The organism is Stenotrophomonas sp. YJH_SMC_91, assembly GCF_059368495.1.
Genome location: NZ_JCAFRT010000001.1, coordinates 162305 through 177489, shown reverse-complemented (window position 1 = coordinate 177489; position 15185 = coordinate 162305). Strand labels below are relative to the sequence as shown.

Below are 15185 nucleotides of genomic sequence, written 5' to 3'. Positions count from 1 at the left end.
CAGCGGCAGGAGCGGTGCGAACCAAGGTTCGCACCCACCAAGGCGGGTCCTGAATCAGGAACCCGGCAGGGTCAGAGCCCTCGCCTGCGGCGAGGGATCCGACCCCGATCATGCGACCCCGGATACGGGATCACCCGCGTCGACTGGCCCACTGCGCCAGCAGCACGGCCGTGGCCGAGGCCACGTTCAGGCTCTCCACCGCGCCACTGCCGGGAATCGAGACCCGCATGTCGCATTCGCTGGCCAGGCCGCGGTCCATGCCCTCGCCTTCGGCGCCCATCACGTACACCAGCCGCTCCGGCAGCGACGCACGGAACACGTCGTCGCCACCCTCAACGAGGGTCGCCGCCAGCCCGAAGCCGGCCGCACGCAGCTGCGCCATCGCCTGAGCAGTCTCCGGCAGCTGCACCAGCGGCACCGACTCCGCCCCGCCTTCGGCCACGCGTGCGGCAGCACCGGACAGCGCCAGCGTGCTGCCGGCCGGCAGCAGCAGCGCCTTGACGCCGAAATGCGCGGCCGAGCGCAGGATCGCGCCGAAGTTGTGCGGGTTGCCAACACCATCCAGCCACAACGCCAGCACCGGGCCCTGCTCCAGATCGGCCAGCCACTGCGCCAGCGGCACGACCGGCGCACGCAGCACGTCGGCCACCAGGCCTTCGTGATGGGTCGTGGCAGCCAGCTTGTTGAGATCGCCTTCCTCGACGACGCGATAGCCCACGCGGTTGGCCACGCACCACTTCAGCACCGGCTGCATGCGCGGAATCAGCGCGTCCACCAGGTACAGCTTGCGCAGCGCCTGCGGGCGATTGGCGAACAGGGCCTGTACGGCGTTCCAGCCATACAGGCGCAGTTCGTCGTTGCCGCGCCCCGGCGGCGGCGGGGTGCCGCCCTCACGCGGTGGCAGCGGGGTGGCCCGCGGCGGTCGCGACGACGGGCGGCGGGCATTCTTCCAGGGATCATTCACTACGGGACAACTCCAGCTTGCGTTGACGCCAGAAATCGGCGTTCTTGATGCCCAGGGCATCGGGGTCGAAGATTGGATCGAGGCCGAGCTTCTTCTGTCGTTCGTAATCACGCAGGGCGAGCATGGCCGGCTTCTGGATGATGAGGATGGCAATGATGTTCAGCCAGGCCATCAGGCCGACGCCGATGTCACCCAGCGCCCAGGCCAGGGTCGCATTATGGAACGCGCCGAACACCACCATGCCGATGATGCCCAGGCGCAGCACCAGCACGGTCAGCGGGCGCTTCCTGTTGTGGTTCACATAGCTGAGGTTGGTCTCGGCCATGTAGTAGTACGCCATGATGGTGGTGAAGGCGAAGAAGAAGATGGCGATGGACACGAACGCCGAACCCCAGCCCGGCAGCACGGCTTCCACGCCGGCCTGGGCGTAACCGGCGCCTTCGGGAATGCCGGCCAGGCCCTGGAAGATCGGCGGGGCGCCGGCACCTGCGGGCGAGTAGACGTTGTAGGTGCCGCTGGCCAGGATCAGGAAGGCGGTAGCGGTGCACACCATCATCGTGTCGAAGTAGATGGCGAAGGCCTGCACGTAGCCCTGCTTGGCCGGGTGCGAGACTTCCGAGGCGGCCGCTGCATGCGGGCCCGAACCCTGGCCGGCTTCGTTGGCGTAGATGCCGCGCTTGATGCCCCACTCCACTGCGAGGCCCATCATCGCGCCGAACGCGGCGTGGGTGCCGAAGGCGCTGCTGAAGATGATGTTGAACATCTCCGGCACGCGGTCGTAGTTGATGATCATGATGACGATGGCCATCAGGATGAAGCCGGCGGCCATGAACGGCACCACCACTTCGGCGAAGTTGGCGATGCGCTTGACGCCGCCGAAGATCACCACGCCCAGCAGCAGCGCGACCACGATGCCGATGCCCAGCTTCAGCGCCTGCACCGATTCCATGCCGAAGGCCTGGCCATCGAGCGGCCCGCACAGCGCGGTGCCGCGGCAGGCGTTGATGATGCTGTCGGCGATCGCGTTGGCCTGCACGCCCGGCATCAGGAAGCCGGCGGCGATGATCGTGGCGATGGCGAAGGCCAGCGCGTACCACTTCAGGCCCATGGCCTTTTCGATGTAGTAGGCCGGGCCACCGCGGTAGCGGCCTTCAGCGTCCTTGGTCTTGTAGATCTGCGCCAGGGTGCATTCCACGTACGACGTGGACGCGCCGAGGAAGCCCATCACCCACATCCAGAAGATCGCACCGGGGCCGCCGAAGGCGATGGCGGTGGCCACGCCGGCGATGTTGCCGATGCCCATGCGGCCGGCCATCGACATGGCCAGGGCCTGGAACGAGGACACGCCGGCGTCGGATTTCTCACCCTTGACGGTGAGGCGGCACATCTCGAGGAAGCCGCGGATCTGCATGAAGCGCGTGCGCAGGCTGAAGAACAGGCCGGCGCCCAGGCACACGAAGATCAGTGCCTTGCTCCAGATGATGCTGTTGATGAAATGTACGGTTGCTTCCACGCGCGCTCTCTCCAGTCGGCGGGTTGTAAGGACGTCCCGTCGGCTGGAAGGGACCGGTCGATTCTCCCTGATCGAAGGCCGCTGCGGTAGCGCCAAGAGGATGGGGTCGGATCCCTTGCGCGCCGCGCAAGGGCTCCGACCCCAGTTCGCCCGTGTGGCAGGTTGGGGTCAGGGCAGCCGGGTGCGTACCCGGGCGAAGCGGCGCAGGTCGTGCAGGACGCCGCGCTTGTAGACCGCACAGCGCTCCACGCCCTCTTCCTGGAAGCCGTTCTTCTCCAGTACACGGGCCGAGCCGAGGTTGAAGTCGACCACGCTAGCCTGCAGCCTGAACAGGCGCAGTTCGTCCATCACCCACGGTGCGAACAGGCCAACCACGCGGGTCATCACGCCCTGGCCCCAGTAGGCCTGGCCGAGCCAGTAACCCAGTTCGGCGGTATGCCCACGCTCGGCCACGCCCTGCTGGGCACCGACGCTGCCGCAGGCCTGGCCGTCGATCTCGATGGCCAGGTTCAGCGTGCCAGGGGCCAGCACGCGGCCCGCCAGGAAGGCCTCGCCATCCTCGCGCGTGTACGGGTACGGAAAGCGATCACGCAGGCCCCGCGATACCTCGGCGTCGTTGGCATGGCGCAGCAGGGATTCCAGGTCTTCCGGGCGCCAGGGGCGCAGGCGGAAACCTTCTCCCTGTAGGGGCGGGGTCAGAGCCCTTTCCGTTCCGGAAAGGGATCCGACCCCTGGTTCGACCCCGCCGGCAGGCCGGTCAGGCATGCCCGCCCACCGAGGGCGATTCGGCTTCCTGCTTCTCCAGCTCGCGCTTCACCGCTTCCGGCGAGCGGGTGTACGGGGCCAGCCGCGCGTAGAACGCCGGCACCACGAACAGCGACAGGAAGGTCGAGAGGGTTACGCCGAAGATGATCACGATGCCGATCGTGCCACGGCTGGCCGAGCCGGGGCCACCGGCCACCACCAGCGGAATCGCGCCGACCACGGTGGCGATCGAGGTCATCAGGATCGGGCGCAGGCGCACCATCGCCGATTCGATGATCGCCTCGCGCACGGTTCTTCCGTCGTCGCGCAGCTGGTTGGCGAATTCGACGATGAGGATGCCGTTCTTCGCTGCCAGGCCGACCAGCATGACGATGCCGATCTGGCTGAACAGGTTCACCGTGCCGCCGCTCACCCACAACCCGACCAAGGCACCGAGCACGCCCAGCGGCACGGTCAGCATGATGGTGAGCGGGTGGATGAAGCTCTCGAACTGCGCGGCCAGCACCAGGTAAACCACCAGCAGGGCCATCGCGAAGGTCAGCAGCACCGCGCCACCCGCACTCTGGTACTCGCGCGATTCGCCCTTCCAGTTCACCTGCGCGTACTGCGGCAGTTCCTCGCGGGCCACGTTCTGCGTCCAGGCGATGGCCTCGCCCAGCGGATAGCCCGGTGCCAGGCCGGCGGTGATGGTGATCGAGCGCAGGCGGTTGAAGCGGTTCAGCGTGCCCGCCTCGGCCACTTCGCTGAGCGTGACCAGGTTGGACAGCGGCACCAGTTCGCCGGAGGTGGCGCGCACGCGGATCGCGGCCAGGTCGGCCGGGCTGGCACGGCCATCGCGACCGGCCTGCACCAGCACGTCGTACTCCTCGCCGTTGTCGACGAAGGTGGTGACGCGGCGCGAGCCCATCATGGTTTCCAGTGCCGAACCGATCGCGGTGACCGGCACGCCGAGATCCGCCGCACGCTGGCGGTCGATGTTCACCCGCATCTGCGGCCGGGTTTCCTTGTAGTCCGAATCCGGGCCGACCAGGCCCGGATTGTCGGCCATGCGCAGCAGGATGCGGTCACGCCACTGCGCGATCTCGGCGTATTCCGGGCCGCCCAGCACGATCTGGAATGGCTGGCCGCCACTGCGCACCAGCCCGCCGCCCACCTGCGTACGCACGCGCACGCCGCGGATGGTGTCCAGTTCCTTCTGCAGTGCGTTGGCCACGTCCGGCGTGGCCTCGCTGCGCTGGCGCCACGGCTGCAGGAAGATGCTGACGCGGCCGGTGTGCATTTCCTCGCTGGCACCGAAGCCGCCGGGCACGCGGGGGTTGGCACGCACGATCGGCTTGTCGGCGCCCACGTGCGGGGCCAGCAGCGCTTCCACCTGCTGTACCTGCTGCACGGTGTAGTCGTAGCCGGCGCCTTCCGGGCCGTCGATCATGATCTGGAACGAACCGCGGTCTTCGGCCGGCGCCAGTTCCGACGGCAGCAGTTTCAGCAGGCCCCAGCTGGCGGCCAGCGCGGCCACCATCACCAGCAGGTAGATCCAGGTGCGGTCCACGTGATGGTCGAGCACGCGACCATAGCCGGAGGCCAGGCGCTCCAGGTTGCGGTTGACGAAGCCATGCAGGCCGCGCGGTGCCTGCCCGCTGTGCGGCTTGAGCAGTTTGGAGGCCATCATCGGCGTCAGCGTCAGCGCCACGAACGCGGACAACGCAACCGCCGCCGCCAGCGCCACCGCCAGTTCGCGGAACAGGCGGCCGGTATTGCCTTCCAGGAAACCGACCGGCAGGAACACCGCCACCAGCACCGCGGTAGTGGCGATCACCGCGAAGGCGACCTGCGTGGTGCCACGCTTGGAGGCCACCAGCGGGGGCTCGCCCAGGTCGATGCGGCGCTGCACGTTTTCCACCACCACGATCGCATCGTCCACCACCAGGCCGATGCACAGCACCAGGGCCAGCAGGGTCAGCAGGTTGATCGAGAAATCGAACGCATACAGCGCGATGAACGCCGCGACCAGGCAGACCGGCACGGTCACCGCCGGGATCAACGCGGCGCGGAAACTGCCGAGGAACAGCCAGATCACCGCCAGCACCAGGATCATCGCTTCCACCAGCGTGGCATAGACGCGGTCAACTGCGGCTTCGATGAAGGTGGTGTTGTCGAAGGCGACGAAGATCTGCGTGCCCTTGGGCAGGGTAAGTGCCACCCGCTCGGCTTCAGCGCGCGCGGTACGCGCCACGTCCAGCGAGTTGGCGGTGGAGGTCTTGACGATGCCCAGGCCGATGCCCGGCTCGCCGTTGCTGCGGTAGTACGCGCGACGCTCGGCCGAAGCCAGTTCGATCTTCGCCACGTCGCCCATGCGCACCACGTAGCCGTCGCGGCCCTTGCCCAGCGGGATGGTCGCAAAGTCTTCCGGCTTGATGTAGTTGCGCTCCACGCGCAGGGTGAAGTCACGGTCGGTCGACTCGATGCGGCCGGCCGGCAATTCCACGTTCTCGTTGCGCAGTGCGGTTTCCACATCGCCAGTGGTCAGCCCGCGCGCGGCCAGCTGGTCACGGTCCAGCCAGATGCGCATCGCATAGCGCTGGCGGCCACCGATGCGGACCTGGGCCACGCCATCGAGGCTGGAGAAACGATCGACCACGTAGCGGTCGGCGTAGTCGCTCAGCTCCAGCGTGTCCATGGTCGAGGACACCATGTTGAACCAGATGATCGGGTCGGCATCGCTCTCGACCTTGGCGATTTCCGGCGGACGCGCTTCTTCGGGCATGCGGTCGGCGACGCGGCTGACCGCATCGCGCACGTCATTGGCCGCCGCTTCGATATCGCGGTTGGAGGTGAACTCGATGCTGACCTGCGAGCGGCCGTTGGTGCTGCGCGCATTGATCGTATCGATGCCTTCGATGCCGGCCAGCGCATCTTCCAGCACCTGGGTGATGCGGCTTTCGATGACCGCCGCCGAGGCGCCGGTGTAGTCCACCGACACCGACACGATCGGCGGATCGATGGCGGGCAGTTCGCGCAGGGTCAGGCGGGTGAAGGACATCACGCCCAGCACCAGCAGCAACAGGCTCATCACCACGGCGAACACCGGCCGCTGGATGGAGATGTCGGACAGCTTCATCCGCCGTGGCCCTCGGCCGCGACCGGCGCCGGTGCATCCGCCGGCTTGGCACCGCTGGCCGGGGCCGCATCCTTGGCCGCGACCTTCAGGCCCGGGCGCAGCTTGCCGGTGCCATCGACCACGATGCGCTGGCCGGCTTCCAGGCCCTGCTTGATCTCAACCACGCCGGCACGGCGCGCACCGGTCACCACGTCCACGCGCTCGACGCTGTCGTCGCTCTTGATGCGGTACACGAACGTGTCGCGGCCCACCTGCACCACGGCGATTTCCGGCACCACCAGCGCCGGGCGCTCGGGGCGGAACAGGCGCACGTCCAGCAGCATGCCCGGGCGCAGCGCGTGGTCGCTGTTGGCGAAATCGCCGCGCACGGTCACCGCACGGGTCGCCGGGTCGATGCGTGCGTCGATGGTACTGACCACGCCCTCGAAGGTGCGGCCCGGCCACGCCACGCTGGTGGCGCTGACCTTGTCACCGACGCCCAGTGCGGCCAGTTCCACTTCCGGCACCTGGAAATCGATGTGCATGTGCTCGATGTCGTCGAGCGTGGCGATGACCGTGGTCGGGGTCACCAGCGAGCCCGGGCTGACCTGGCGGATGCCGAGCACGCCGGCGAACGGTGCGCGCACACGGCGATCACCGATGTCGGCCTGCATCTGCATCACGCGCGCCTCGGCGGCATCACGGATCGACTTCTGCGTATCCAGCGTGGCGCTGGACACCAGCCGCTGGGAGGCCAGCTCGCGCTGGCGCTTGTACAACTGGTCGGCCTCGTGGAAGGTGGCCTGCGCCTGCACCAGCGCCGCTTCCTGGGCCTGCCCGCGCAGCGTCACGATCGGTGCGCCGGCGGCGATGTGCTGGCCGCTTTCGAAATGCACCTTCTCGACGATTTCGCTGACCTTGGCGGTGACGCTGATCGACTCGCGCGCCTTGGCCGTGCCCAGCGCCTGCAGGGTGTCGTTCCACTGCATGGGCTGCACCACCTGCGCCGTGACCGGCACTGCTTCGCCCTGCCGACGCGCGGCGGCCTCCTGTTTGCCTGCGCACCCGGCCAACACGGCCAGGCTGAGGCCAAGGGCCAGGGTCGAAGCGATACGAGCCAACATGAATGGTCCTGATTGATCCACGGCCGCCGAGTGTAGGCAAGGCCCCGCAAAAGCGGTATGTGCCAAGCGTTTACCATCGTGGAACCGAAGCCGTGATAGCGCCTTGAACCCGTTCCGTGCAAGGCTGCCCTTGGCGGTGTCGGCGTGTGTCGGGTTGTATCCAGCCGTGCACCACGGGCGTTGCCATCGTAGAGTCGAAGCTGCCCGACAGAGGGCGTCGGGCGGGGACGGATCCTGGCGGGGATCCGGCCCCGGTTTTTTTTCAGCCGGCGGATCAGTACCGGTAGTTCACCTTCATCCACAGGCTGCGCCCGGGCTCGTTGATGCGCACCGGGTCGGCCGGGAAGCCGAAGTCGGCACTGCCGGCCAGGTTCAGGTGCTCGCTGTAGGCGCGGTCGAACAGGTTGTCGACGCCCGCGCTGAGCTGCAGCTGCGAACTGAAACGGTACGCGGCGTTGAGCGCGAACGTGGCGAAACCTGCACTCGGCCCGAGGTCCTGTGCGACCACGTTGCCCTGGCCCTCGGCCACGCGGTGCTGGTGGGTCACCGCACGCAGCAGTGCCCCGGCACTCCAGCGCTGGCCTTCCCAGTTCGCGCTCAGGCGTGCTTCCAGTGGTGGCATCTGCGGCAGCGGACGCTGCTGGTCGCGGTTCTCGCCCCAGGCATAGGCCAGCGTGCCGCCCAGCTTCCACTGCCCGGCCAGGCTCACTTCCAGGCCCGCCTCGGCACCGGCGATGCGCGCGTCGACATTGCGGGCCTGGCTCATGCCCATCATGCCGCTGCCGTGGTACGTGAACAGGATGTAGTCCTGGATCTGCCCGGCGTACGCCGAAACCCACGCCTGCACGCGCGGTCCCTTGTACTGCAGGCCGACGTCGAGCTGGGTGGTGCGTTCGGGCTGCACGCCGGTGAACGCGTTCACTGCGCCGGCCGGGCCATGGTTGGGCGAGAACAGCTCCCAGTAGTCGGGCATGCGTTCACTGTGGCCGAGCCCGGCGTACCAGGTCAGGCCGTCGGCCAGGTCCTGCTCGTAACGCAGGAAACCACTGCCGAGCCATTCCTTGCGGCGCTGGCCCGCAGTCGGATTGGGCCTGTTCCCCATCATTCCGCGGATCGATTGCCGCTCATCGCGGACGCTGGCGCGGTCGATGCGCAGGCCACTGATCCACCGCTGGTCGGTGCCGGCGCCGAGGGTCAACTCGGTGAACACGCCGTAGCGGCGGAACTTGGCATCGGTCTCCCAGGCGGCCTGGCGGTAGGTGTTGCGGCCCATGCCCATGCGGCCACGATGGCGGCTGTCTTCGCCGTCCACACCCGCCACCAGTTGCACGTCCTGCCAGTGCCACTCGGAACTGACCCGGCCGCCCTGGGTACGGCGGTCCACGTTCGACGCCATCGGCATCGGCATCGGCATCATGCTGTTGGGATTCGGCGTGCGCAGCGTGTAGTTGTCCATCACATGGTCGGCTTCGTTGTAGTACACGTTGGCCTGCAACGTGTCCCACGCACCGGGCAGGTTTCGTTTTTCGAAGCGCGCGGCATAGCTGGTGCGTTCGAACGCGGCACCGTCCATGCCGCGCCCGGCGTAACGCGCGATGGCATCGCCGGCACCGGCGGAAATCTCCAGCAGCGTGTCGGCATCCGGCGTCCAGCCGATGGCCACGTCACCGTTCCACTTGCGCCACTTCGACGGCACCACGTCACCGTGGCCGTCCTTGTAGTCATCGGCCTCGGAGCGGTTGCCGCTGGCGCGTACATAGCCGGTTGGATTGCCCAGGGTCAGGTCCAGCACCTGGTCATTGCGGTTGCGCGAACCGACCAGCGCACTGGCATCGGCACGCAGGCCGGGTTCATCGAAGCGCGGCGTGTCGCGCTCGAAGCGCACGGTACCGGCCGAGGCACCTGCGCCCCAGCGCACGCTCTGCGGGCCCTTGATGATGGTCAACCGGTCGAAGCTTTCCGGCGCGATGTAGGACAGCGGATTGTCCATGCGCGACGGGCAGGCACCGATCAGGTTGCCGTCGTTGCTGAGGATGTTCAGGCGCGAACCGAACATGCCGCGCAGCACCGGGTCGCCGTTGGTGCCGCCGTTGCGGATGGCAGAGAATCCGGGAACGGTTTTCAGGTAATCGGCACCATCACTGGCCGGCACCGGCTGCCGCGGCAGGCGTGGGTCGGTCACCCAGTGCAACGGCGAGGACGGTGCGGCGGCGGTGACCACCATCGTATCGAGGGTACGCGCCTCTTCGGCAGGCGCAGCGTAGGCCAGTGACGTGGTCACGGCCAGGCCAAGGGCAACCGGCAGGCGCGCGCAGGCGCCCGCGGGGCGGGAAGTCATTTTCATCGGAACAGCTCCAAGGTACGCACGCGCGCACGGCGCCCGGTCAGGCGTCGTGCGGCAGATTCACGGGGATATCAGCGGACGATGGAGACGCGCGGTGGCCCACGTGCGGCATGTGCGGGCCAGTGCGGTACGGGCAGCACCTGTTGCGACCACGGGAACACCAGGCGCGGCCGCCACAGCAACGGCAACAGCAGCACCAGCACCGCCAGCCATGGCAGCAGGCGCATGGCCAGTACACAGTATTCGCAGGCTTCGCCATGCATGGCGTGGGGATCGGCCGCGGGGCGGGGCACTGCCGGCGCGGCGCCGTGCTGATCGTGCCCGGCCATGGCCATGGCGTGCATGTCATGGCCCATCGCGGCATGGTCCATGCCCGCCATCGCGGCGTGCTCCATCGGCTGTGCCTGCAGCGCGCGGCTGACCAGCGGCGCAAGCACCATCAGCAGCGTCGCCAGGATGGCGAGCTGGAGCAGAAGACGCTGCGGGCGGGACAGGCGGGTCACCCCGCTAGTGTAGAGGCGGGTCCAGGGTTACCCGTGCGACGAACCGTCGCAGGAGGGGGTTTATCGGCAGGGCTGCGCCCTGCACCCGCTGCGAGCTGGAGCAACAGCAAGAGCCGAAGCAACATCAAAAGCTGGCTTCCTGTGAGTTAGGCGGGGTGGGTCCGGTTGCGGGGGGCGCTGCAAGTACGTCCATGTAAGCTCGGTCGCCGCATCCATGCGGCTCACGCCCCCGCAACCGGACCCACCCCGCCTTCGACAGATCTCTGCGATCTGCAGTAGATCCACGCCATGCGTGGATGAATCTCCATCGGAATCGAATATTTCGAACTGGAATCGAAAAGCATCCACGCATGGCGTGGATCTATCGTGTCGACCAAGGTCGACACCTACCAACAGCCGCCGGAATCTGTCAGAGGTGGGGCGGTGTGGGCAGGCAGGACCGTTGGCGCCATGGATGGCGCCATCGAGCCCCCAGGGATGGGTTTACGGCGTGTCCTGCCTGCCCACACCGCCCCGCCCCCCCACGGAAGCCAGCTGTTGCTTCGGCTGTTGCCATTGATTCGGCGGGTGCAGGGCTGCAAGCCCTGCTCGCCCCCCCCCTCACACCGTGATGGTCTGGGTCAGTGACTCCCACGTCGGGGGCACCGGCCACGCGGCGGCCTGGTTGCCATCCAGCACCCTGCGCAGATCGCGCGGATCAATCTGCGGTGCCAGCACGTGCACCAGCTCCAGCGCGTAATCGCGCAGCACCCGGTCGCGCGGCAACACCGCCCAGGCAATGCACTCGCTGATCGGGTCTGGCGCCGGCCACGAGCGCAGGTCTTCGTCGCTGGAACTGACCGCCATCTCCGCCAGCAGGCCTACGCCCAGCCCGGTACGCACATAGGTCTTGATCAGGTCCGCATCGAGCGCGGTCAGCGCCAGGTCCGGCGCCAGGCCGTTGGCAGCGAAGGCGCGCTGCAACGAGGAATTCGGGCGGGTTGAGGATTCGTAGCTGATCAGCGGCTGCCGGGCCAACGCGGCCAGGTCCGGTGCGCGGCCGGCGCGGTCCAGCGGGTGCCCCTTGGGTACCACCACCAGGCGTCGCCAGCGGAACAGCGGCACCGCGATGCCATCGGTGGGCTCACTGCCGGCGGTGCTGATGATCGCGATATCCGCGTCACCCTGATTCAAGCGGTCCAGCGCGTCGGTTTCACCGGCCTGCTGCAGGTGCACGCTCACCTGGGGATAGGCCTGCTTGATCGCTGCCACCGCCGGCGGCAGGACGAAGCGCGCCTGGGTGTGGGTGGTGGTCAGGATCAGCTGGCCCTGGCTCTCGCGGCGCTGGTTGGCCGCGTAGGTGCGGATGTTGTTGGCCTCGGCCAGCACCGCGCGGGCGCGGGCGATGACCTCGGTGCCGGCCGGGGTGACCGACTCCAGGCTGCGGCCCTTGCGCACGAACAACAGGAAGCCGAGCTCGTCTTCCAGCTGCTTGAGCTGCTTGGACAGGCCGGGCTGGGTGGCGTGCACGCGCGAGGCGGCCAGCGTGATGTTCAGCTCGGCGTCGGCGATGGCGACCAGGTAGCGCAGCTGGGTCAGCGTCATGGGAGGCGGGCGGCGTGGGGCGGAGGTCCACTCTAGGGTCAATTGCCGTCACCAGCTTATAACCAAAGGTTGTTTAAGAAAGGTATCTGGTCATTTCCGGGCGTCATATGCCGGCGCTACGGTCAGCCGGCAGCCGCTGGCCTGAACAGCCAGCCCTCCCCTTCTGCCCGCCGGCGTCCGGCGCGGCCCTGTTTCCGGAGCGCTTCCATGGCCCTGTACGACTCCATCCTCGACACCGTCGGCAATACCCCCATCGTCAAGCTGCAGCGCCTGGCGCCGCCGCAGGTCAGCGTCTACGCCAAGGTCGAGTCGTTCAACCCGGGCGGCTCGGTCAAGGACCGCCTGGCGCTGGCGATCATCCTCGACGCCGAAGCGCGTGGCCTGCTCAAGCCGGGCGACACCATCGTCGAAGCCACTTCTGGCAACACCGGCGTGGCGCTGGCGATGGTCGCCGCCGCGCGCGGCTACAAGTTCGTGGCGACCATGGTCGAGACCTTCTCGGTGGAGCGCCGCAAGCTGATGCGCGCCTATGGCGCCAAGGTGATCCTGACCCCGGCCGCCGAACGCGGCAGCGGCATGGTGCGCAAGGCGCGCGAACTAGCCGAGCAGCACGGCTGGTTCCTGGCCAGCCAGTTCGCCAACCCGGCCAATCCGGCGTATCACCGCAACACCACCGCCGCCGAGATCCTGCGCGACTTCGCCGGCAAGCGGCTGGACTACTTCGTCAGCGGCTGGGGCACGGGCGGCACGCTCACCGGCGTGGGCGAAGTGCTGAAGGTCGCGCGTCCGCAGACCCGCATCATCGCCACCGAGCCAGCCGGCGCCGCACTGCTGAAGGGCGATGACTGGAAGCCGCACAAGATCCAGGGCTGGACCCCGGACTTCGTGCCCGACGTGCTCAACCGTGATGTGGTGGATGAACTGCTGACGGTGGAAGATGACCGCGCGATCGCCACCGCGCGCCGACTGGCCGCCGAGGAAGGCATCTTCGTCGGCATCTCCGCCGGCGCTACCGTGGCCAGCGCACTGGACGTGGCCGCACGTGCCGAACCGGGTTCAGTGATCCTGGCGATGCTGCCGGACACCGGTGAACGCTACTTCTCCACGCCGCTGTTTGCCGATGTGAACGAGGGTTCTGACGACGACTGGCTGGCCGGCCTGCCGTGACACCCGGGGGTCAGAGCCTCTTCCATCCGGAAAAGGATCCGACCCCATCCTGTTACATGCCCGGGGGCGGATCCCTTTTCCGCAGGGAAAGGGCTCCGACCCCCTTCTGCTTCAGCCTGCATGAAGGCGTCGCCCGCCATCGTGCGTGAAGGCCGTCGGATCGCAGCGCGTGAGACGGTCATGACGCAGTATCGATGCCCTGTCCCCTACCGTGGGAACAGCCGGCGCAGATGCTGCGCGGATCACCTCACAGGCAGGAGACGGACGCATGAAGATCGAAGTTTGGCAGGGCGACATCACGACCCTGGCGGTGGATGCGATCGTCAACGCGGCCAATGAAACGCTGCTCGGTGGTGGCGGTGTCGACGGCGCGATCCATCGTGCGGCCGGGCCCGCGTTGCTGGCCGAATGCGAGCAGCTGCCGGAGCTGCGCCCGGGCGTACGTTGCCCGACCGGCGAAGTGCGCGCCACCAGTGCTTACGCTTTGCCTGCACGCTACGTACTGCACACGGTGGGCCCGGTCTGGCACGACGGCCAGCGCGATGAACCGGCGTTGCTCGCCAACTGCTACTGGAAGTCGCTGCAGCTGGCCGAATCGCTGGGCGTGCAGTCGATCGCATTCCCAGCCATCAGCTGCGGCGTATACGGCTATCCGCTGTACCAGGCCGCGCAGATCGCAGTGACCGAAACACTGGCCTGGCAGCGCAGCCATGCGCAACCGATGCGCATCGTGCTGGTGGCGTTCAATACCGCTACGGCCAAGGCCTACCAGCAGGCGTTGAGTGCCGCCGGGCAAAGCGCCGACAGCGAACCGCGCGGGTCGATGCTGCCGCCCCTGGGTGACGCGGGTTTTGCCGCCGCGCATTGAATCGCGATGCAGCGCGAAAAGGAAAAGGCCGGGCATTGCCCGGCCTTCTCAGTTGCACCATTGATGTCATCCACGCATGGCGTGGATCACGCTCAACGACTGGCAGCTTCCACCGCAGCGGCGTCATCGGCCACGGCGGCTGCAGCGTCGGCAGCGGCACGTGCAGCCGAGGCGGCAGCGCCATCGGCGCTGGCCCCTTCCACCTGCACGCGCACCTCGACCATGCCTGCGCCATTGTTCAGGCTGGACACGTCGACGGTGTAATGACCGGCCGGCAGAGTCTCTTCCAGGCGCGAGTTGGTACCGTTGCCACCGTCGTCGTCGGTCAGCTCGACATCGCCACCGACCACGCGCAGCACGGTATCGACCTGGCTGGAAATCGCATCCAGGCGCACGTCGGCCGGCCGGTCCAGGGTCAGCAGGAAGCGGCGACGGCCTTCGTTGTCCAGCATGGTGTACACGCTGCCCGACTTCGGCAGGGCGGTGCCATCGCGCTCGACCAGATTCCCCGGCAGTTCGATGCGGGAGGCAGACAGGGTGAACATGCCATTGACACCGCTGCCGAGGCCGCGCGCGGTCAGGGTGTACTTGCCCGGCTTCAGCGACAGGGTCAGCCGCGAGTTGGTGCTGTCGTTGCCATCGTCGTTTTCGGCTTCAACGCCCTGGCCCGACAGCTTCAGCACCGGATCGAAGACATCCGACACCAGGCGGATTTCGTACAGGCCGGCCTTGTCCACCTGCAGGGTGTAGTCCTGCGAGTCACTGGCCAGCATGTCCACGATTTCGCCACTGCCCGCCAACGGCTTGCCGTCGTAAGGTTTCAGCTTCTCGGCTCGCAGGCGATACGGACCAAAGGCGGTCGGGCCATCGGCATTGACCGCCACCTGGTAGGTGCCGCCGCCATTGGCACGGAACGCCAGCGAGACGTCGCCTTCGCGTTCGTAACCGGTGTTGCTGGTGGAAACAAGACTGCCGTTGTTGAACACGGCGATCGAGCCGCTGAGGGCACCAGTGAGCTTCAGGCCGACCAGATCCTTGTCTTCCAGCTTGATCTGGTAGAGCTGGTGATGGCTGCCATCATTGAAGTTGATGCCGCTGCGCGAGGTGATCTCGCCGGACACCGGCTTGTCGAAATCGAGCGACGCGGCCTTGCCCGCCTCTGCGCCGCCGCCGATGCGGTTGCACCCGCCGGCGACCAGGACCGTGGCTACGGCCAGTGTGATTGCTGCCAAACGCATGTTGTTTCTCCTTGGCCT

General features: G+C 67.6%; 11 protein-coding genes. 2 read left to right on the top strand and 9 right to left on the bottom strand.

Annotated features, from left to right (window positions below):
• Positions 1-130 precede the first annotated feature (130 nt).
• The 8 genes from AC5P5X_RS00750 to AC5P5X_RS00715 form a co-directional block, all read right to left on the bottom strand.
• Positions 131-964: a TrmH family RNA methyltransferase gene (locus AC5P5X_RS00750; protein WP_111189391.1), complete on the bottom strand. Its 834-nt coding sequence runs from the start codon at positions 962-964 to the stop codon at positions 131-133.
• On the bottom strand, positions 957-2477 hold the full coding sequence (locus AC5P5X_RS00745) for an alanine/glycine:cation symporter family protein (RefSeq protein WP_005414320.1): 1521 nt from the start codon (positions 2475-2477) through the stop codon (positions 957-959). The genes AC5P5X_RS00750 and AC5P5X_RS00745 overlap by 8 nt, the downstream gene beginning before the upstream one ends.
• Before the next feature lie 168 nt (positions 2478-2645).
• On the bottom strand, positions 2646-3242 hold the full coding sequence (locus AC5P5X_RS00740) for a GNAT family N-acetyltransferase (RefSeq protein WP_111189392.1): 597 nt from the start codon (positions 3240-3242) through the stop codon (positions 2646-2648).
• Positions 3235-6360 carry an efflux RND transporter permease subunit gene (locus AC5P5X_RS00735; RefSeq protein ID WP_329762631.1) on the bottom strand — a complete coding sequence of 1042 codons (3126 nt, stop codon included), beginning with the start codon at positions 6358-6360 and terminating at the stop codon, positions 3235-3237. The genes AC5P5X_RS00740 and AC5P5X_RS00735 overlap by 8 nt, the downstream gene beginning before the upstream one ends.
• Positions 6357-7463 (bottom strand): efflux RND transporter periplasmic adaptor subunit, encoded by a 1107-nt coding sequence (locus AC5P5X_RS00730; RefSeq protein WP_049448774.1) that lies wholly within the window; start codon positions 7461-7463, stop codon positions 6357-6359. The genes AC5P5X_RS00735 and AC5P5X_RS00730 overlap by 4 nt, the downstream gene beginning before the upstream one ends.
• A 274-nt stretch (positions 7464-7737) precedes the next feature.
• Positions 7738-9807 (bottom strand): TonB-dependent copper receptor, encoded by a 2070-nt coding sequence (locus AC5P5X_RS00725; RefSeq protein WP_111189394.1) that lies wholly within the window; start codon positions 9805-9807, stop codon positions 7738-7740.
• A 71-nt stretch (positions 9808-9878) separates the two neighbouring features.
• Positions 9879-10310: a DUF2946 domain-containing protein gene (locus AC5P5X_RS00720; protein ID WP_111189395.1), complete on the bottom strand. Its 432-nt coding sequence runs from the start codon at positions 10308-10310 to the stop codon at positions 9879-9881.
• 600 nt (positions 10311-10910) lie between these two features.
• A complete protein-coding gene (locus tag AC5P5X_RS00715; RefSeq protein ID WP_005410828.1) occupies positions 10911-11894 on the bottom strand; it encodes a LysR family transcriptional regulator in 984 nt (327 codons plus the stop codon).
• Between the two features lie 207 nt (positions 11895-12101).
• Here AC5P5X_RS00715 and cysK point away from each other — a divergent pair, with 207 nt between their 5' ends.
• Together cysK and AC5P5X_RS00705 are read left to right on the top strand one after the other, a co-directional pair.
• On the top strand, positions 12102-13061 hold the full coding sequence (cysK, locus tag AC5P5X_RS00710; protein WP_005410829.1) for a cysteine synthase A: 960 nt from the start codon (positions 12102-12104) through the stop codon (positions 13059-13061).
• A 268-nt stretch (positions 13062-13329) separates the two neighbouring features.
• Positions 13330-13929 carry an O-acetyl-ADP-ribose deacetylase gene (locus AC5P5X_RS00705; protein WP_005410830.1) on the top strand — a complete coding sequence of 200 codons (600 nt, stop codon included), beginning with the start codon at positions 13330-13332 and terminating at the stop codon, positions 13927-13929.
• 92 nt (positions 13930-14021) lie between these two features.
• Here AC5P5X_RS00705 and AC5P5X_RS00700 read toward each other — a convergent pair whose 3' ends face one another.
• On the bottom strand, positions 14022-15167 hold the full coding sequence (locus AC5P5X_RS00700; RefSeq protein ID WP_005414328.1) for a hypothetical protein: 1146 nt from the start codon (positions 15165-15167) through the stop codon (positions 14022-14024).
• Positions 15168-15185 lie beyond the last annotated feature (18 nt).

What these genes read in the sequence shown, in the direction of transcription:
- AC5P5X_RS00715 (WP_005410828.1), bottom strand. Translation starts at nt 11,894, where the DNA reads ATGACGCTGACCCAGCTGCGCTACCTGGTCGCCATCGCCGACGCCGAG.
- AC5P5X_RS00700 (WP_005414328.1), bottom strand. Translation starts at nt 15,167, where the DNA reads ATGCGTTTGGCAGCAATCACACTGGCCGTAGCCACGGTCCTGGTCGCC.
- AC5P5X_RS00725 (WP_111189394.1), bottom strand. Translation starts at nt 9,807, where the DNA reads ATGAAAATGACTTCCCGCCCCGCGGGCGCCTGCGCGCGCCTGCCGGTT.
- cysK (WP_005410829.1), top strand. Translation starts at nt 12,102, where the DNA reads ATGGCCCTGTACGACTCCATCCTCGACACCGTCGGCAATACCCCCATC.
- AC5P5X_RS00740 (WP_111189392.1), bottom strand. Translation starts at nt 3,242, where the DNA reads ATGCCTGACCGGCCTGCCGGCGGGGTCGAACCAGGGGTCGGATCCCTT.
- AC5P5X_RS00705 (WP_005410830.1), top strand. Translation starts at nt 13,330, where the DNA reads ATGAAGATCGAAGTTTGGCAGGGCGACATCACGACCCTGGCGGTGGAT.
- AC5P5X_RS00735 (WP_329762631.1), bottom strand. Translation starts at nt 6,360, where the DNA reads ATGAAGCTGTCCGACATCTCCATCCAGCGGCCGGTGTTCGCCGTGGTG.
- AC5P5X_RS00730 (WP_049448774.1), bottom strand. Translation starts at nt 7,463, where the DNA reads ATGTTGGCTCGTATCGCTTCGACCCTGGCCCTTGGCCTCAGCCTGGCC.